Below are 17,674 nucleotides of genomic sequence, written 5' to 3'. Positions count from 1 at the left end.
CTGTTTGCTGCTGTTGTGATTGAAAGTAAGAGTTAGTGGATAAAAAGTGAGCTTTGGTTGTTTTGTCTCCCCTTTGATGTTGAATAAACTCAACATTCTGATTCGCTAGCAAGATCCAATTTTTGCGTTCATCTGCTGGACTTCAATGACGACATGCCTACACTGACCGCAGATTTTTAAAGGGGAAATGAGATGTGGAGTTGGCTCTCCGTTGCTTTGTCTGGATTCATTAGTATTTCAGCTGTTGAAAGTAACAAAATCAAGCAAGCGGTAATGTTTAAAACACTCAGTATGCTGTTATTGGTGGTGATAGTTTTAAACCATACCACGCAGCTCACTTCTCCTATCTTATGGGTAACACTCGGTCTGCTGATTTCGGCCATTGCAGACACATTGCATCTGTTGCAACGTTACTCAAAACTCTGCTTTGCTAGCTTTCTTGTCGCACAGTTGATGTACAGTAAAGCCTTTTGGGCGCAACTTTCTGACACTATGGTGTGGTGGCTACCTGCCCTTTTGATTGCGACCAGTATTGTGGCTTTTTTCCTATTGTTACCACAAATTGACACCTTGATCTTTCCCGTAACCATTATGGGTATGATGTTAGTTCAGTTGGCGTGGGCGGCGGGAGAGTTGTGGCTACAAACGCAAACAGTGCCTGCTTTTGCTGGGTTTGTTGGCTGTTTGGTGCTGATGCTCTCGGCCAGTTTGTTAGCTATTCACGATTACCGCAGGCCATTGCCTTATGGGCGCTATCTTATTTCTGGCAGCTATTTATTAGCGCAAGCGTTAATCTCTGCCTCGGTGGCCTTGTAAATATTATTGCTTCATAAATATCGTTATTTTGAGGAGCATCGAAATCTCATGATGGGGCTGATATACTGCGGCCACTTTAAATTGATGTGAGTAGTGATAGATGGATATTTTATCGGCGGCGACCATGCTTTTTTTGATCATGGACCCGCTTGGCAATCTACCGGTCATGCTCTCCATCTTAAAACACCTTGATCCCAAACGTCGCCGTGTTGTGCTCGTGCGCGAACTCTGTTTTGCGTTGATCATTTTGATGCTGTTCCTGTTTGCTGGCAAAAACATCATGAGTTTTTTGCACGTGCAACCGGAAACTCTCAGCATTTCTGGCGGTATCATTCTTTCATCTCGATTAAAATGATTTTCCCTAGTGCAGGTAGCATTACTGGATTAGCGGCGGGGGAAGAGCCCTTCATCGTACCGATGGCAATTCCGATGATCGCGGGTCCTTCTGTGATTGCGGCCTTGCTGCTTCTTTCGACTCAGCATCCTGACAAACTCCTCGAGCTGTCAGCCTCTGTACTGCTCGCGTGGGGCGCCACTTTCATCATTTTGATGTTCTACGGTTTCTTCCACAAAGTGCTGGGTGAACGTGGTTTAAAAGCGGTCGAGCGTTTGATGGGATTATTGCTAGTGATGATCTCAACGCAAATGTTCTTAAATGGCGTAAAAAGCTATATGGGGTTGTAATTTTCCGATAAAAAAGCCGCCTTTCGTGTGAACGTGAAGCGGCTTTTCCTATGTTGCTTTTTCTGTACCGTTAACTTACATCATGTGTTTACGGCGGATATCGAGCAGTGCGAAGACTCCAAATATCAGAATCGACCATTTTTCCCAACGGCTCATGCTGATCTTGTCACCAAACGCACCGATAAAAATCAGCATTTGCAGTCCGTGCATAATGAACAAAAATGCCGTCATAATATAAAGTGCAATCGCCGCTTTACCGGGGAATGGCATGAAAATATTCAGTAATAGAATCAACCAAACAAAAGCAATCGCCGCTTTTGCAAGTACCAGTAACACTCTCATTCCGAGCTCCTCTCAAATAGTCGATAACTGACTTGTCCTGCGTTTTTCTCACGGTGCAGACGCCAATTGGCAGGAATACCTTCTAGCGCCAACTCTTTTTCCGTCTCAATATAAATCAGCGCTTCATCGGCAAGCCAGCCATTTTGTTCTAAAAGCGAGACGGCTTCGCTTAATAAGCCTTGTCGAAAAGGCGGGTCGATGAACACCAGATGGTGAGGCGTCCCTTGCTGCTTGAGAAAGGCCAGCGCATCACTATTTATCGCTCGCAAGTTAGTTGCGTTGAGCGCAGCAATATTGTGTTCAAGCTGTTTGAATGCCGTCGGGTTGAGCTCAATCAGCGTCACGGCTTGTGCTTGCCTTGAGGCAGCTTCAAACCCAAGGCTGCCAGAGCCTGCAAATAAATCTAAGCAGTGTGCACCAGCGATCTCCTGTGCTAACCAGTTAAAAAGAGTTTCTTTGACGCGATCCGTTGTGGGACGCAGACCTTGGGCATCATGAACAGGCAGTTTGCGACCTCTCCATAAGCCACTAATAATGCGAACAAAGCCCGTTGAAGGCTTATTTTGTGATGAGTTTTTCTGGCGACGTCTTACCATAGATTTTTTGACCGCTAATAAAGTGATACTATACCCAATCTGCCAACCCGAAGCGGGTTTGGTATAGCCATTGAATTTCAATAATGACAAAGTTTACCAATCTAATTGGAAACTTTTCACTGCTTTGTCATTTTTCTTTTTCTTACGAGGGATAATCCTTCAAGAAAAAGGTCGTAGTTAGTTAGGTAAATCTAGGATATCCCCAGATGACGGAAAAAAAGAAACGTGGATTACTCTCTTGGCTCGGTTTTGGTGACGAAGAATCAAGTAAATCAACCAGCGAAACAGAACAAGTGCTTGAGCCATCTACGCTTGTCGAACCAGTTGATGCTGAGCAAGAACAAGAAACAACGGTCGTTGCTCAATCGATCGAAGAGCCACACACTGCGCTAGCAGAAGCAGAAGCAGAAGCAGAAGCAGAAGCAGAAGCAGAAGCAGAAGCAGAAGCAGAAGCAGAAGCAGAAGCAGAAGCACGAATTCAAGAGCAAGAAAAACCCAGCGAGAGTTTTTTCGCACGCTTAAAACGCAGCCTTAGCCGAACCAAAGCCAACATTGGTGCGGGTTTCTTTGGTCTGTTTAAAGGCAAGAAAATTGATGATGAACTGTTTGAAGAGTTGGAAGAGCAGCTGCTGATTGCCGATGTTGGGATGGAGACCACACTCAAAATCATCAGTAATCTGACAGAAAAAGCCTCTCGTCACGCGTTGAAAGATGGAGAGGCACTCTACAGTTTACTGAAAGACGAAATGGCCGATATTTTGGCCAAAGTAGAGCAACCGTTAGTGATCGATAGCCAAAAAATGCCCTATGTTATTTTAATGGTCGGCGTCAACGGTGTAGGCAAAACGACTACGATAGGTAAGCTGGCCAAACAGTTTCAAGCTCAAGGTAAAAAAGTGATTTTAGCGGCGGGCGATACTTTTCGTGCGGCGGCTGTTGAGCAGTTGCAGGTGTGGGGCGAGCGTAACAATGTACCTGTGATTGCGCAGCACACTGGCGCAGACAGCGCATCGGTGATTTATGATGCGATTGAGGCTGCCAAAGCACGTGGCGTGGATGTGGTGATCGCCGATACCGCTGGTCGCTTGCAAAATAAGAGCAACCTCATGGAAGAGTTGCGTAAAATTGTGCGCGTCATGAAAAAAATTGATCAATCAGCGCCGCATGAAGTGATGCTGACGTTAGATGCCGCTACTGGGCAAAACGCCATCAGCCAAGCCAAACTCTTTAGTGAAGTGGCCCCGGTGACGGGGATCACCTTAACCAAGCTGGATGGCACGGCGAAAGGCGGCGTTATTTTTGCGCTGGCCGATCAGTTTGAAATTCCGATCCGCTTTATTGGCGTTGGAGAAGGGATTGACGATTTACGTCCGTTTGAAACGCAGCAATTTATTGAAGCTCTGTTTAGCCGCGAAGAGTAAGTGTGCGTGGGTGCTCAATGAGCACCTCATCATCCAATGGAGACTGGTGAGAGGAATAGCGAGTGATTAAGTTTCAACAAGTGAGCAAAGCGTATCGCGGAGGCCGTCAGGCGCTGCAAAAAGTCGACTTTCACCTACGCCGAGGAGAAATGGCGTTTTTGGGTGGGCACTCCGGAGCCGGTAAAAGTACCTTGTTGAAGTTAATCTGTGCGATTGAGCGCCCAACCGATGGGCGTATCAGCTTTAACGGTCACGATATTACGCGCATTCCCAATCAAGATATTCCCTTTTTACGCCGCAACATCGGCATCGTGTTTCAAGATCATCGCCTGCTGATGGACAGAACGGTTTACGACAATGTGGCATTGCCAATGCGCATTGAATCGATTTCAGAAAATGAAATTAAGCGTCGCGTCTCAGCCGCGCTCGATAAAACCGATCTGCTAGACAAAGCCCGCTGTTTACCGAGCCAACTTTCTGGGGGTGAGCAGCAGCGAGTTGGTATTGCACGAGCAGTGGTGAACCGCCCGACTTTACTACTGGCAGATGAACCCACGGGTAACTTAGACCCAGAGCTTTCTAACCGTGTGCTCAAACTGTTTGAGGAGTTTAACCGTGCCGGTGTTTCTATCTTGCTTGCGACGCACGACATTAGCTTGGTCAACACACGTCCTCAATATCGTCATTTAGAACTGAACCAAGGTTTTTTAAGCGAGGTGGAAGACTATGGCCGTTAAGTCACTAAATAAAAGAAAGACTAAAGCGCGTGAACCGAAACGGGCCAAGACCGATAGTTTCTTCTCCATCCATTTTAAACAGGCTAAGACCTCATTTTCCATTCTGTGGTTACGCCCGTTGGGTAATGTGTTAACGCTTGCGGTCATTTCGATGGCGCTTGCGATGCCTGCCTGTCTGTACCTACTGAGCAAAAATATCGCGTCTGCAGCCAATAATGTCACTAGCCCTGCCCAGATCAGCGTCTATCTACACGAACGCACACCTGAAGCACGAATTATGGTGTTGAAAGATGAGCTGGAAAGCTTGGCCGATATCGCCAGTGTCGAGTACATTTCGTCGCAGCAAGGATTGGATGACCTGAGTCAATACGCTGGGTTTGAACAAGCCATCAGTTTATTGGATGATTACGCTTTACCTGGCGTGCTTATTGTTACCCCGCAGGCTGAGCAGCAAGAGCAAATCAAAGCGCTGGTGAAAAACATCCAAGCAGAACAGGATGTTACGGATGTGCGTTTAGATGAAGATTGGCTTGCTAGGTTAAACGCCATTCGAACTTTAGCGGCGATTATTGTTGTAAGTTTATCGATATTGATGTTAGGCGCGGTGTTCCTCATTGTGGGTAACACCTTACGTTTTAATGTACAAGCCAATAAAGAAGAGATCCAAACCATGAAATTGATCGGCGCTACCGATCGCTACATTTTACGTCCTTATCTCTACTCTGGTATGTGGTTTGGCTTGTTAGGCGCATTCGCTGCTTGGTTATTAACGGCTTTTGTGACTATTTTATTGAACGGTGCCGTTGAAGATCTTGCCCTACTGTATGACAGCCGTTTTCGTCTGATTGGCCTAAGTTGGGACGAATCCTTACTGCTGTTGATGCTCGGTACTTTCTTAGGATGCGTAGCGGCAAAATTATCTGCGCAGCGTCATTTAAAAGAAATTGAACCGGTTTAGTCGAATATTGTCATATGTAGTCAATAACTATTGACTCGCTTTGGCTACAGCACTTGTATAGCCGACTTGTTTATGCATAATAGTTTCCCCTTGCTTGAATCTTGTTCATTTTAGGTTCAAGATTGTCGGGTTAAAAACATCCATTACTCCAGATCAGAAATTTGATGAGGAATTGAATGACAAACCAAACGTATCAAATGGCTCTCGTTTCACAAGACAGCTTAGACAGCTACATTCGTTCAGTGAACAGCTACCCAATGCTGAGCGCGGAAGAAGAGCGGTCACTCGCAGAGCGATTACATTACAAAGGTGAAATTGAAGCGGCGAAAGGGTTGATCTTATCGCACCTTCGATTCGTTGTTCACGTTGCTCGTGGCTATTCTGGTTACGGCCTACCCATGGCGGATTTGGTTCAGGAAGGCAATATTGGCTTAATGAAAGCGGTGAAGCGTTTTAACCCAGAAGTTGGGGTGAGACTGGTTTCATTTGCTGTGCACTGGATCAAAGCTGAAATCCACGAATACGTGTTACGCAATTGGCGCATTGTAAAAATTGCGACCACGAAAGCGCAACGTAAGCTGTTCTTCAACCTACGCAAATCGAAAAAGCGTTTAGGCTGGTTTAATAGTAGTGAAGTGGAAGCGGTTGCCCGTGAGTTGGGCGTTGACCCGGCTGAAGTGCGAGAAATGGAATCACGCTTAGCCGCGCAAGATGCCACCTTTGAAATGTCGGCGGAAGACGATGATTCGAGCGCTTCTTACACCGCGCCTGTGCTTTATCTTGAAGACAAGCATTCCGATCTTGCGGACAACATTGAAGCTGATAATTGGGAGCATCACACCAACAATCGCTTAAGTCTGGCGTTGGCTAGCTTAGATGAACGCAGTAAACATATTGTGCGCTCTCGTTGGTTGGATGATCAAAAAGCCACGCTACAAGAGTTAGCGGAAGAGTATGGTGTCTCAGCTGAGCGTATTCGTCAGCTAGAAAAAAATGCAATGAAGAAGCTAAAGGATGCTGTCGGCGAGTTCTAATCACTGACTTATTGTGAATATTGTGAATCGCATTAAAAGCCGAGATCTTACGATCTCGGTTTTTTTATTTTTGATCGGTTGAAGTGATCAAATTTTCAGCGCGCTGATTGTGGATAACTCTGTGACAAAATTATTCGTGAGCTGTCATCAAGTCGGTGAAATCAAGGCTTGAACACCGTTTTATATTTGGGGATATGTATTGTGTTACACACAGAAAAGTAAGGATCATCACTACATGTTGTGGATCTATTTCTCATTTACTACTTTATCAACGCAATCCACAAGATTATCCACAAACGGCGAAAAAGTGATCTGTGGTGGATAACCTTATAAAGGCCGTGTACTTGATTGCCTTGGGATAGGTTACAATCAAACGCCAAAAATAAAACCAATCAGAGGAAGCGATGGATCAGTTTCAACATATCAATGCTCAAGCAGCACAAGCTTTAATGGAACAACATGATGCGCAATTAGTGGATATTCGTGATGCGCAATCTTTTGCGGTTGCACATGCAAATGGCGCATTCCACTTAACCAACGACAGCATGGTTTCATTTATGGAAAAAAGCGAATTTGACCAACCCATTTTAGTCATGTGTTATCACGGTATTAGCAGCCAAGGTGCTGCACAGTATCTGATTAACCAAGGTTTTGAACAGGTGTATAGTGTGGATGGTGGATTCGAAGCTTGGCATCGTGCAGGCTTGCCCGTAACCAGCAATTAGGATGACTTATGTTTAGATTGATCACGCTCAATAACCCAAGAATGGAGCAAGCCTTTATTGATTATATGGCCTCTCGTGAAATTGAGATTCAAATGATGCCGGAAGGGAGTGGTCAATTTTCGTTATGGTTACTTGATGAGCAACATCAGATTGAAGCCGAAGCGGAACTCAACCATTTTCTGCACAATCCAAATGACAGAAAGTATCAAGCCGCTTCATGGGATGTGGCTGAAAGCCGAAAAAGTCACTTTCAATATCGTTCACCGAGCATGTTGGCGATGCTCAAAGCCAAAGCTGGGCCTTTAACACTGGGCGTGATGATGGTATGTACCATTATCTTTGCATTGCAGCAGTTTGGACTAGCCAATCAAGTATTTTCTGCATTACATTTTCCTGCTTTGGCTGGCCAGCAATGGCAGATTTGGCGCTGGTTTAGTCATGCTTTACTTCATTTCTCTGTGCTGCACATCGTCTTTAACTTGTTATGGTGGTGGCAGTTGGGAGGCGATGTTGAAAAACGGCTTGGCTCATTCAAACTTGGACAGCTATTTTTAGTGTCAGCACTGTTGTCCGGTGCAGCTCAGTACTGGGTTGAAGGCGCCAATTTTGGTGGTTTATCGGGTGTGGTCTATGCGTTGGTCGGTTATCTATGGATGCTCGGTTGGAAAGCCCCTCACCTTGGCTTACAAATGCCCAAACCGGTGATCGGTTTCATGCTGGTGTGGTTGGTGCTTGGCTTTGTGCAGCCTTTTATGGCGATTGCGAACAGCGCACATTTAGCCGGTCTATTGACCGGCATCGTGTTTGGTTTGAATGATGCCAATCGTTACCAAGCCAGTTAGGTGAAAGGTTTAATCCGCACAATGCCGAGCTTCGCTCTACTGGTAGATGTATTTGGTAAACAGCAAGTCAGCAATAATGGTTCGGCCTATTTCCGGCAGTAGCACAGCGTTGAGCTCTTTCACCAATGTTTTTCTTAAATCTTCCCGTCCTGCGAGTGATTTTATCGCCTCTTCGGTTTGTTTGCCAAGTAGCTCGACAATGGCATCGCGAATGAGTGGTTGATGTTGTTCAACCGCAGGTAAATCGGCACCACTAGCAACCATCACATCGATGCGAACTTGGATATAGCCCAACTTGTTCCCTTTAGTGAAAAAGTTGGTAGTGAGATCCGGCTCTAAGGTAAAGTACGCCAATTTAGGTTCTTTTTCTTCTTGCGCATAACTTGGTAAGGCACACATCAGACTTAGGGCGACAATTATTTGGGTTACATAACGTTTAAGCATATTTCTATCTTTTCTTTAATGGGTACACGATACTCGAATTGCTTTAGTCTTGTTACAATAGAGCATCGAATTGTAATCAGAATGCTTATCTCGTTGTTTGGAATATACCGCAGTTGTCTTTCCCTATGTTTCAAATGGGATGAGAACCTCCAACCTAGGCCATTCTTTGAGTGAGCGCTTTTATGGTTGTGTTAACCAAAAATGGAGCTTTATTGTACGTTGATAAAGCCACTAATTGAATACTAGTATGAATCAATCAATTTCGCTCTATCTGTCTGCATTACGAGAAGTTATTTGGCAGCAACCTGACGATTTCTCTTTTCCCGATCGGGTTTCTCAGTCTTGGCTTTTAGAGCAAGGATCATTATCTCGCGTGTTAGAGGCGCAGTGCCAGCAACTGAGCGTTGAGCTACTCTACAACAAGCTCGTTGAGGCAGAGCAATTACAGGGCGATGAGATAGCTTTGTTATCTGATGAAGCCTGTTTGCTACGGCAGGTGGTATTGCGTGGCGATCAACAGCCATGGGTTTTAGGCCGTACTTTAATTCCTCAATCTTCGATGCTGGGTCAGCAATATGACTTAGCGCGCCAAGGTGATATCCCGCTTGGATTAACGGTTTTTCGTGCTGAGCACGTTAAGCGTGACGCACTACAAGTGGGCTGGTCAATGATGGAAGAGCGGCCGTTGCTCGCACGCCGTTCACGATTATGGATGAATAACAAACCGATGTTAGTTGCGGAGCTGTTTTTACCCTTTTCACCGATTTACTCTAAGGAGAGAGTGTCATGACTTTGGTTAAGGCGCGTGCTTATTGGCAACTGATGCGCATGGATCGCCCCATTGGATCTTTACTATTGCTGTGGCCAACCTTATGGGCATTGATTTTAGCCGCCCAAGGGTTCCCTGATCCTAAAGTGCTACTGGTGTTTGTGTTAGGAGTGCTGTTGATGCGCTCGGCGGGCTGTGTGATCAATGATTTTTCCGATCGCAACGTTGATGGGCATGTGAAGCGAACTAAACAGCGCCCCTTGCCAGCAGGTCGAGTGACAACCAAAGAGGCGATTGCGCTGTTTTTAACGCTAGGTATCACTTCTTTCCTGCTGGTTTTGACCATGAATCCACTCACGGTTCAGCTCTCCTTTGTCGGTATCGCATTAGCGTTTGTTTATCCGTTCATGAAACGTTATACACACCTTCCGCAGTTGGTATTAGGGCTGGCCTTTAGTTGGTCTATTCCGATGGCATGGGCGGCGCAAGCCAACGAATTGCCAGCGGTGATGTGGGGGCTATTTTTGATCAATGCGTTGTGGACAGTGGCGTATGATACGCAGTATGCGATGGTTGATCGCGATGACGATATCAATGTCGGAGTTAAATCGACCGCTATTTTATTTGGCCGCTTTGATAAAATCATCATTGGTATTTTACAGTTGTTGGTTGTGGCGTTGATGATTGCACTTGGTGGCTATTATCAGTTAGGGGCGAGTTTTTATTGGTCAGTGCTGGCTGCTGCAGCGCTATTTGTCTATCAGCAGCGCTTAATTCGTCATCGCGATCGCGACTTATGCTTTCACGCTTTTCTCAATAACAATCACGTTGGCATGGTGTTAACGTTAGGTCTGCTTTTTGCCTTTTGGTAAGTACTTCACGAATAAAGTAAAGGCATCCATTGGGATGCCTTTACTGTTTCTGACGACTGATTAATTCGTTTAGCAGAGACTTTCTTGAATGGTTAAGCGAATTTCAGGATAGAGCATTGAGTAAAGTAGGTGTGCGAGCTGAACGGTTGGCTCTAAATGGCAATTGCCATCAACATCCAAATAGCCCTGCTCTTTGAGCGTGACAAACATGGCGGAGAAGACTCCTTTATCAAAAAATTCAGGGGCATTGATGCCATGCAAACGGCCAAGACGTTGTGCAATTTCTTGGCTCTTTTGCTCTAAATCTGATTTGCCTACGTCAGGGTTGGCGGCCAGTAGATTGAGAGCAATCGCGTAGCGTTCTAGGGTTTCTGAAATGGTACGACCGAGCAGCATCAACACTTGTGTTTTGGCTTGATTAATAGCCACGACACCCTCTTCTAGCGTCACTAATTGTTGACGTTGCAGTTCGTTAACGTAAGCGTTGACTACATCCGCGAGTTCATCTTGCGCAAAGCTTAAAAACAGCTCCTGCTTTAAGAAGGGATAAATCAGTGCCACATTAGCGGTTATTTGCTCTAGCGATAAAGTCTGCTGGCGGATCAGCATCTGCGCAATCAGCGAGGGAATGGCAAACAGATGAATGATGTTATTGCGATAGTAGGTCATCAAAATCGACTGATTGCGATCAAGGGAAATAATCTCACCCATGGTATCGGATTCAATTACAAATTTGTCGAGTGACTGTGCGTGGTTAACCAGTTCTTCAGCACTGGCTTTAGGCACAGTGCAGGTTGCTGAATAGCGCACGTTATTTAGTAGCGATAAATAGCAGTCGATCTGCTTAATTAAATTGTCGCGAGCCAGTGCACTTTGGCGTGAAGCAAGTAGCGCAGTGGCACATAAAGTTAACGCATTGGCCGCCGCTGCATCGTTAATGTGCGTCATCATCTTGGTGGCCAGTTGGTTAACAATCGGGTTGATCCACTGCGGTTTGGTGCTGCCCATTGGGTCAATATCTTGCGTCCATTCTGGAACTTGCTCGTTAAGGTATTGATTCAGTGGGATCGGTTCGCCGAAATTGACATAGCCTTGGCCAAAATTACGCAGCTTGCGAATCGTGCGCAGCACTAAACCCGCATTTTCTTTCTCCTTACTTTTGCCGCGCAGCTCTTTGGCATAAGTGCTTACTTCCATCACGTGTTCATAGCCGATATAAACTGGCACGAGTGTCACCGGGCGGTTAAGGCCGCGCAACATGGCCTGGATGGTCATCGCTAGCATGCCCGTTTTCGCCGGCAGTAAACGACCAGTACGTGAACGGCCACCTTCGCTGAAATATTCAACTGAATAGCCTTTGGTAAATAGCTCAGCCAGATATTCGCGGAAAATGGTCGAATAGAGCTTATTGCCTTTAAAACTGCGACGAATGAAGAATGCGCCGCCACGGCGAAAAATCGGCCCTGCTGGGAAAAAGTTCAAGTTGATTCCAGCGGCAATATGCGGTGGTACCATGCCTTCGTGATACAGCACATAAGAAAGTAAGAGATAATCCATATGACTTCGATGACAAGGGACATAGACAATTTCGTGTCCATCTTGCGCAAGGCGACGTACGGTAGCGGCATTATTAATATTGAGACCTTGGTAAATGCGGTTCCATAGCCAGCCCAGTATGAGATCACCTTTTTTGATTAGGGAGTAAGAGAAGTCAGCAGCAATCTCATCCATGATGTCATGCGCTTCTTTACGCGCTTTTTCGAGGGAGATATTGTTGGCTTTCCCTTGATCCTCAATCGCTTTTTCAATCGCTTGTGATTTAATTAGGCGGTTAAACAGCGCTTGGCGATTGGGCAAATTTGGCCCAGAAGCTGCCAGCTTTTGGCGAGAGAAATGAATACGAGCCACTCGTGCCAACTTATGCGCGATAGATTCGTCGGTGCCGTGTGAATCAGCCATATAGCGCAGTGAAACCACTGGGCTAAAACGCACCATGCAATCGCGTCCAGCAAAAATTACCGCGAGTGCTTTTTGTGGGCCATTTAAGGCTTGGAGATAGGGTTTCTCTTGCCCCTCTTTACCTGGTTTACGTCCCCAAAGCACCGTCGCAGGGATCATCTGAACGTCCAATTCCGTATCAAACTTATGCAATTCAAGCAGTTCAGAAAAAAGAGCGATAGAGTCACTAGGAACGTGCTGATCATTGCGCATCAAGGTTGGACGCGCCGAGATGAAAACATAACGGACAAAACTTTTGCCGTTTAGCTCAAGCGGTTGTAGCGGGTCAGGTAAACCCAGTTGTTTGGCGTGAGTTTGCAAGGTGAGCAAATCAACACTTGAGCGAAAAGGTAAGGCGTAAACAATCGGCTTGTGAATATCAATGCCGTGATCTTCTATTGGATTGGAAGGGATCGCCGTGCCTTTGACCAACGCAGACAAAGGTAATTTTAGTAGTGAACGAGATAATGAGTGTCCAGAAGACATAAAGGTCGTTGCCTCAAGAATATTTCAATATGCTTAAGCGCATGTCCATTTCCCTGTGAGTTGATAGTCAAAGAAATCGATATGCGCCGAAGCGGCTAGCTATTTTTGAGCGGCAAGGATACCAGAAACTGGTCAAACCTTTTAATCATTATTGTTTAGTAAAACAGCATCACTTGCGAGGAGGGTCACTGAATCTGTGAGGTATTTATCGGTCGATTGAGCCATTTTTTGTAAATAGCCAAAAAATAAGCGTCCGCTCTTCCATTTATTCGATTACTGGATATACTCACAGTTAACTGTATAAACAGACAGGTGAGATATGAAGCCGTTAACGCCCCGCCAGCAACAAGTATTTGATCTTATCCGCAGTAAGATCGACGAAACCGGAATGCCACCGACTCGTGCCGAAATCGCACGCGAGCTGGGTTTTCGTTCCGCCAATGCCGCAGAAGAGCATTTAAAAGCACTGGCTCGTAAACAAGCGATTGAGATTATTCCGGGTGCCTCTCGTGGGTTGCGTATTTTACTTGAAGCTGCCAATGAGCCAGAAGATCTTGGCCTGCCCTTAATTGGTCGAGTCGCGGCGGGAGAGCCTATTTTGGCGCAAGAGCATGTCGAAGCGCATTACCAAGTGGATCCCACTATGTTTCGCCCTCAAGCGGATTTCTTACTGCGTGTGCAAGGCGAAAGTATGAAAGACATTGGTATTATGGATGGTGACTTACTCGCGGTGCACAAAACACAAGATGTGCGTAATGGGCAAGTGGTGGTGGCGCGTGTTGAAGATGATGTGACAGTAAAACGTCTAGAACGCAAAGGCTCTACCGTGTTATTGCACGCAGAGAATGAAGCGTTCTCACCGATTGAAGTGGATCTTAAATCTCAGCAGCTCACCATTGAAGGTGTGGCCGTCGGCATTATTCGCAATACCGATTGGATGTAATTTATTATTGAGATCTATTCTCAATAACTTGTTATTCTAACTGATATTCATTATCATCTTCCTTGTTGTTACATCGAGTTGCGACATAAGGAAGATGGTAATGCCTACCGATAAACATTCACTAACCCCACGTCATCATATTCCAACCAATTTAGTTCAACCGTTGTGGTTTCGTAGCCGCGAAAGTTTGGTTGATAACGGGTTAGTGTATGATCCGATCGCTGCAAAGGCCTGCCAGAGCTGTCACTTAGCCCCCGAATGTTTAAGCGGTGATATCGATCAAAAACAATTACTGCATGCCACCTTAACGCAATTGTGCGATCAACAAGTGCGCGCGTTTATTGAGCGCAATCCTGATGGATGGATCATTAATGTCGGTGCAGGGTTAGATACCCGTTTTTATCGGGTAGATAACGGGCGTTGCCATTGGATAGAACTCGATATCACCGAAAACCTGCTGTGGCGGCAGAAATTGTTTCATCGCAGTGAGCGTTATCAACATGTGTGTGGCAGTGTCGATGATCTTCAGTGGTTGGATGCATTGCCTATTGCGGAATCCTCAGCCGTTTTAATCGTTTGTGAGCATGCGTTATTAGATTGTACGGTGCAGCAACTCACCTATTTTATCCGCGCATTGGGTTTGCATTTTTCTAATGCAGCGGCTTGTTTAATGCTGGCTGGAGACAAAACCGCTTCCACTTTAGGTCAGAAAATGGGCTCAGGCCATTACGGACATGGTTTTGCTAATCCAACCGAAGCGGTACTCAATGTCTTGCCTTGGGCTTCGTCGGCAAAAACGTTTTCACCGCTCGATCAACATTGTGGCCGCTGGAAATTATGGCAACGTTGGTTAAGTAAGGTGATGGTTTACAAGCTGCGCTTAACACCCGTTTTAGTTTATGTCCGTTGGTGAGTAACCGCTAGCCGTCCTCCTATCACTCCGCTACACTTTGCTCTCACCCATGAGAGGTCAACGTGTCGCACTCTATTTTACAAACGTTATCGAACCGTTCCATACATCGGCAAGTGTTGCTACTTGCGATACCTATGGTGCTGTCCAATATTACGGTACCGCTGTTAGGTTTAGTCGATGCGGCGGTGATCGGTCATCTGGAACACGCTTGGTATTTAGGTGGTGTGGCACTTGGCGGTACGGTAGTCAGTGTCACTTTCTGGTTACTCGGCTTTTTAAGAATGTCGACCACAGGCCTTGCGGCGCAAGCATACGGTGAACAATCGCCACAAAAACTGGCGTTAGTCTTGTTGCAAGGGCTCTTGATGGCACTGGTATTTGCGTTGTTGTTTTTGATTCTGCATCGATGGATTGGCGATGCGATTTTTTCAGCCAGCAGTGCCAGTGAGCAAGTAAAACAATATGGGTTGCAGTATTTTGTGATTCGAGCGTGGAGCGCGCCCGCCGCATTGGCCAACTTTGTACTGCTCGGCTGGCTGTTAGCCACGCAAAATGCTAAAGCGCCGATGTGGATGGTGATCATCACTAACTTAACCAACATCGCGTTGGATATTCTGTTTGTGTTGGGTTTCGGCTGGAAAGTGGAAGGTGCTGCGCTGGCATCGGTTATCGCCGATTATGCGGGCATGATCTTTGGCTTACTGTGTGTTTGGCGCTATTGGTTGCGGCATCAACTCCCTTCGCCACTGCAGCTAGGTGTTTTAGTGACACAAGGTCTTAGCCGCTTTGTGAAATTGAATCGCGATATTTTCCTGCGTTCACTCTGTTTGCAGGCGGCGTTCAGCTTTATGACCTTTCAAGGGGCGGCGTTTGGCGATCAAACCGTGGCGGCTAACGCTGTCTTAATGAGTTTTTTGATGATGATCTCCTATGGCATGGATGGTTTCGCTTATGCGATGGAGGCAATGGTTGGCAAAGCAATTGGTGCAAAAAGTGAGGCGCAGCTCAAAAGTGCTCTGATCGGCAGTTTTTTCTGGAGTGCGATAATTTGTTTGGCATTGACGGTGATGTTTGCGGTGTGGGGATCGGCGTTGATCACGCTGATCACTGACATTAACGCAGTTCAGCAAACAGCTAACCGTTATCTACCTTGGCTGGTGGCGATGCCGTTAACCGCGATGTGGTGTTTTTTATTGGATGGTATTTTTATCGGCGCGACCAAAGGTAAAGAGATGCGCAACAGCATGTTTGTCGCGATGTGCAGTTTTTTCAGCGTTTTCTATCTGGCTCAGTCTTTGGGTAATCACGCCCTGTGGATGGCGATGCTCAGCTTTATGGCAATGCGCGGCATCAGTTTAGGTGTGGTCTTTATCTCACAATGGCGACGCGGTGTTTTTCTCACTTGATCACCGAACCTATCCCTAAGCACTTCACTCACTAGGTTACCAAAAAGAAAGCCGCACTCGTTAGCGGCTTTCATTCCATTAGCAGGCAGAATTAGGTCGATGATTAGAACAATCGATTCAGGCCATTTAACGCCGCCACGCGGTAGGCTTCGGCCATGGTTGGATAATTGAAGGTGGTATTAACGAAATATTCGAGGGTATTGGCTGCGCCTTTTTGCTCCATAATTGCCTGTCCGATATGGATGATTTCAGCCGCGCGTTCTCCAAACACATGAATACCTAAAATTTCTTTTGTCTCTCGGTGAAACAAAATTTTCAAGCTGCCGATATCTTTGCCAGAAATTTGTGCTCGTGCGAGGTGTTTAAACGAAGAGCGGCCAACTTCATACGGAATTTTGGCCGCGGTGAGTTCTTGCTCTGTTTTGCCCACTGAACTGATTTCAGGAATGGTGTAAATCCCAGTTGGAATGTCATCAATTAAGTGCCCTTGCGCTTGACCATGAGCAATCGCTTGAGCGACAAATCGACCTTGATCATAGGCTGCGCTGGCAAGGCTTGGGTAGCCAATGACATCACCGACTGCGTAGATGTGCTCCACCAAGGTTTGATAGTTACGATTGACAGCCAGTTGACCACGTGAGTCGGCATTCAGGCCCACCGCTTTGAGGTTCAATTTGTCAGTGTTGCCCGTGCGTCCATTGGCGTACAAGATACAGTCGGCTTTCATTTTTTTGCCCGATTGCAAGTGAACGATCACACCATCGTCAGTGCCTTCAATCTTTTCATGAGTTTCATCATTACGAATCACAATGCCGCTGTTCCAAAAATGGTACGAGAGTGCATCAGACGTTTCGTTATCCAGAAACGACAGCAAGCGGTCGCGGGTATTGATGAGGTCGGTTTTGACCCCTAAGCCGCGGAAAATCGAAGCGTATTCGCAACCAATGACGCCAGCGCCATAAATGATGATGTGGCGAGGATCGTGTTTAAGCGAGAGAATCGAATCGCTGTCATAAACTCGTTCATGAGTAAAATCAACATCATCAGGTTGATAAGGGCGTGAGCCAGTCGCAATCACAAATTTGTCGGCGCTGTATTTTTCGACGCTGCCGTCAGCGTGCGTAACCGCCACGGTATTTTTGTGGGTAAACTTAGCTTTACCAAAAATCAGCGTACACTGATTGCGATCGTAAAAGCCTTGGCGCAAGCGAGTCTGTTTATCAATCACAGATTTAGCATGGCCTAAAATATCAGAGAAAGTGAGATGAATACTGGTGTTGTTTTTACAAAATAGAGGGTTACTGTTGAATTCGATGATGCGGCTGACCGCATGGCGTAACGCCTTGGAGGGAATAGTGCCCCAATGGGTACAACCTCCGCCAACACTACTCTCTTTTTCGATAATGGCGACATTAAACCCCGCTTTAGTCAAACCCATTGCGGCGCCTTCTCCGCCCGGGCCGCTACCAATTACGATGACATCGAAGTGGTTTTGGTTCGCCATACTCTATTCCTTGTTGTATTTGTTTAACATTGCTGTAGCGAGATTTTAACTGATCCATCAGTGCGGTAAACGATGTTGCCATCAGAGAGTGGAGAGGATCACGCTCGAGAGGTGAAAACGCCACTTTATGCTATTGCTTTGCCCATCTTACTGTGGCGAGTGATTGAAATTAGGTTAGGTAACT

General features: G+C 46.2%; 17 protein-coding genes and 1 pseudogene. 13 read left to right on the top strand and 5 right to left on the bottom strand.

Annotated features, from left to right (window positions below; genetic code table 11):
- Positions 1 to 192: 192 nt before the first annotated feature.
- Both VOR_RS0100215 and VOR_RS17540 read left to right on the top strand, forming a co-directional pair.
- On the top strand, positions 193 to 816 hold the full coding sequence (locus tag VOR_RS0100215) for a lysoplasmalogenase (protein WP_010316907.1): 624 nt from the start codon (positions 193 to 195) through the stop codon (positions 814 to 816).
- A 100-nt stretch (positions 817 to 916) separates the two neighbouring features.
- A pseudogene (locus tag VOR_RS17540) lies at positions 917 to 1,500 on the top strand (YhgN family NAAT transporter).
- 75 nt (positions 1,501 to 1,575) lie between these two features.
- Here the strand turns inward: VOR_RS17540 and VOR_RS0100205 are convergent.
- Both VOR_RS0100205 and rsmD read right to left on the bottom strand, forming a co-directional pair.
- The gene (locus VOR_RS0100205; RefSeq protein ID WP_010316906.1) at positions 1,576 to 1,842 is read right to left on the bottom strand and encodes a DUF1145 domain-containing protein; all 267 of its coding nucleotides are present in this window, start codon (positions 1,840 to 1,842) and stop codon (positions 1,576 to 1,578) included.
- Positions 1,839 to 2,438 carry a 16S rRNA (guanine(966)-N(2))-methyltransferase RsmD gene (gene rsmD / locus VOR_RS0100200; RefSeq protein WP_010316905.1) on the bottom strand — a complete coding sequence of 200 codons (600 nt, stop codon included), beginning with the start codon at positions 2,436 to 2,438 and terminating at the stop codon, positions 1,839 to 1,841. Before rsmD ends, VOR_RS0100205 begins: the two co-directional genes overlap by 4 nt.
- A gap of 206 nt (positions 2,439 to 2,644) precedes the next feature.
- Here rsmD and ftsY point away from each other — a divergent pair, with 206 nt between their 5' ends.
- The 6 genes from ftsY to glpG all read left to right on the top strand — a co-directional run bounded on the left by ftsY (position 2,645) and on the right by glpG (position 8,155).
- Positions 2,645 to 3,859, top strand: a complete 1,215-nt coding sequence (gene ftsY, locus VOR_RS0100195) for a signal recognition particle-docking protein FtsY (protein ID WP_010316904.1) — start codon at positions 2,645 to 2,647, stop codon at positions 3,857 to 3,859.
- Positions 3,860 to 3,921: 62 nt separating this feature from the next.
- The gene (ftsE, locus tag VOR_RS0100190) at positions 3,922 to 4,596 is read left to right on the top strand and encodes a cell division ATP-binding protein FtsE (RefSeq protein ID WP_010316903.1); all 675 of its coding nucleotides are present in this window, start codon (positions 3,922 to 3,924) and stop codon (positions 4,594 to 4,596) included.
- A complete protein-coding gene (gene ftsX / locus VOR_RS0100185; protein ID WP_010316902.1) occupies positions 4,586 to 5,554 on the top strand; it encodes a permease-like cell division protein FtsX in 969 nt (322 codons plus the stop codon). Before ftsE ends, ftsX begins: the two co-directional genes overlap by 11 nt.
- 176 nt (positions 5,555 to 5,730) lie before the next feature.
- The gene (gene rpoH, locus VOR_RS0100180) at positions 5,731 to 6,588 is read left to right on the top strand and encodes an RNA polymerase sigma factor RpoH (protein WP_010316901.1); all 858 of its coding nucleotides are present in this window, start codon (positions 5,731 to 5,733) and stop codon (positions 6,586 to 6,588) included.
- 404 nt (positions 6,589 to 6,992) lie between these two features.
- Positions 6,993 to 7,313, top strand: coding sequence for a thiosulfate sulfurtransferase GlpE (glpE, locus tag VOR_RS0100170; protein ID WP_010316900.1), 321 nt, complete (start codon positions 6,993 to 6,995; stop codon positions 7,311 to 7,313).
- Positions 7,314 to 7,321: 8 nt separating this feature from the next.
- Entirely contained in the window at positions 7,322 to 8,155 is an 834-nt protein-coding gene (gene glpG, locus VOR_RS0100165; RefSeq protein WP_010316899.1) for a rhomboid family intramembrane serine protease GlpG, read from the top strand.
- A gap of 36 nt (positions 8,156 to 8,191) precedes the next feature.
- Here the strand turns inward: glpG and VOR_RS0100160 are convergent, their stop codons facing one another.
- Positions 8,192 to 8,599: a flagellar basal body-associated protein FliL gene (locus VOR_RS0100160; RefSeq protein WP_010316898.1), complete on the bottom strand. Its 408-nt coding sequence runs from the start codon at positions 8,597 to 8,599 to the stop codon at positions 8,192 to 8,194.
- Between the two features lie 235 nt (positions 8,600 to 8,834).
- Here VOR_RS0100160 and VOR_RS0100155 point away from each other — a divergent pair, with 235 nt between their 5' ends.
- Positions 8,835 to 9,389: a chorismate lyase gene (locus VOR_RS0100155; RefSeq protein ID WP_010316897.1), complete on the top strand. Its 555-nt coding sequence runs from the start codon at positions 8,835 to 8,837 to the stop codon at positions 9,387 to 9,389.
- Positions 9,386 to 10,240: a 4-hydroxybenzoate octaprenyltransferase gene (gene ubiA, locus VOR_RS0100150; RefSeq protein ID WP_010316896.1), complete on the top strand. Its 855-nt coding sequence runs from the start codon at positions 9,386 to 9,388 to the stop codon at positions 10,238 to 10,240. The genes VOR_RS0100155 and ubiA overlap by 4 nt, the downstream gene beginning before the upstream one ends.
- 69 nt (positions 10,241 to 10,309) lie before the next feature.
- On the opposite strand, the gene plsB is transcribed toward ubiA, so the two are convergent.
- Positions 10,310 to 12,724 (bottom strand): glycerol-3-phosphate 1-O-acyltransferase PlsB, encoded by a 2,415-nt coding sequence (gene plsB, locus VOR_RS0100145; RefSeq protein WP_010316894.1) that lies wholly within the window; start codon positions 12,722 to 12,724, stop codon positions 10,310 to 10,312.
- Positions 12,725 to 13,043: 319 nt separating this feature from the next.
- Between plsB and lexA the strand changes: the two genes are divergently transcribed.
- The 3 genes from lexA (at position 13,044) to dinF (ending at position 15,986) form a co-directional block, all read left to right on the top strand.
- Positions 13,044 to 13,667 carry a transcriptional repressor LexA gene (lexA, locus tag VOR_RS0100140; RefSeq protein WP_010316891.1) on the top strand — a complete coding sequence of 208 codons (624 nt, stop codon included), beginning with the start codon at positions 13,044 to 13,046 and terminating at the stop codon, positions 13,665 to 13,667.
- Positions 13,668 to 13,761: 94 nt separating this feature from the next.
- Positions 13,762 to 14,580: a class I SAM-dependent methyltransferase gene (locus tag VOR_RS0100135; protein ID WP_081480662.1), complete on the top strand. Its 819-nt coding sequence runs from the start codon at positions 13,762 to 13,764 to the stop codon at positions 14,578 to 14,580.
- 62 nt (positions 14,581 to 14,642) lie between these two features.
- The gene (gene dinF / locus VOR_RS0100130; RefSeq protein ID WP_010316887.1) at positions 14,643 to 15,986 is read left to right on the top strand and encodes an MATE family efflux transporter DinF; all 1,344 of its coding nucleotides are present in this window, start codon (positions 14,643 to 14,645) and stop codon (positions 15,984 to 15,986) included.
- 103 nt (positions 15,987 to 16,089) lie between these two features.
- Here the strand turns inward: dinF and sthA are convergent, their stop codons facing one another.
- A complete protein-coding gene (gene sthA, locus VOR_RS0100125) occupies positions 16,090 to 17,490 on the bottom strand; it encodes a Si-specific NAD(P)(+) transhydrogenase (RefSeq protein ID WP_010316885.1) in 1,401 nt (466 codons plus the stop codon).
- Positions 17,491 to 17,674 lie beyond the last annotated feature (184 nt).

Source organism: Vibrio ordalii ATCC 33509 (assembly GCA_000257205.1).
Classification (GTDB): domain Bacteria; phylum Pseudomonadota; class Gammaproteobacteria; order Enterobacterales; family Vibrionaceae; genus Vibrio; species Vibrio ordalii.
This window is presented reverse-complemented; position numbering and strand designations above follow the sequence as displayed.

Coding starts and splice junctions, on each gene's coding strand:
- VOR_RS0100215 (WP_010316907.1), top strand. CDS start 193: ATGTGGAGTTGGCTCTCCGTTGCTTTGTCTGGATTCATTAGTATTTCA.
- VOR_RS0100205 (WP_010316906.1), bottom strand. CDS start 1,842: ATGAGAGTGTTACTGGTACTTGCAAAAGCGGCGATTGCTTTTGTTTGG.
- rsmD (WP_010316905.1), bottom strand. CDS start 2,438: ATGGTAAGACGTCGCCAGAAAAACTCATCACAAAATAAGCCTTCAACG.
- ftsY (WP_010316904.1), top strand. CDS start 2,645: ATGACGGAAAAAAAGAAACGTGGATTACTCTCTTGGCTCGGTTTTGGT.
- ftsX (WP_010316902.1), top strand. CDS start 4,586: ATGGCCGTTAAGTCACTAAATAAAAGAAAGACTAAAGCGCGTGAACCG.
- rpoH (WP_010316901.1), top strand. CDS start 5,731: ATGACAAACCAAACGTATCAAATGGCTCTCGTTTCACAAGACAGCTTA.
- glpE (WP_010316900.1), top strand. CDS start 6,993: ATGGATCAGTTTCAACATATCAATGCTCAAGCAGCACAAGCTTTAATG.
- glpG (WP_010316899.1), top strand. CDS start 7,322: ATGTTTAGATTGATCACGCTCAATAACCCAAGAATGGAGCAAGCCTTT.
- VOR_RS0100160 (WP_010316898.1), bottom strand. CDS start 8,599: ATGCTTAAACGTTATGTAACCCAAATAATTGTCGCCCTAAGTCTGATG.
- ubiA (WP_010316896.1), top strand. CDS start 9,386: ATGACTTTGGTTAAGGCGCGTGCTTATTGGCAACTGATGCGCATGGAT.
- plsB (WP_010316894.1), bottom strand. CDS start 12,724: ATGTCTTCTGGACACTCATTATCTCGTTCACTACTAAAATTACCTTTG.
- lexA (WP_010316891.1), top strand. CDS start 13,044: ATGAAGCCGTTAACGCCCCGCCAGCAACAAGTATTTGATCTTATCCGC.
- VOR_RS0100135 (WP_081480662.1), top strand. CDS start 13,762: ATGGTAATGCCTACCGATAAACATTCACTAACCCCACGTCATCATATT.
- sthA (WP_010316885.1), bottom strand. CDS start 17,490: ATGGCGAACCAAAACCACTTCGATGTCATCGTAATTGGTAGCGGCCCG.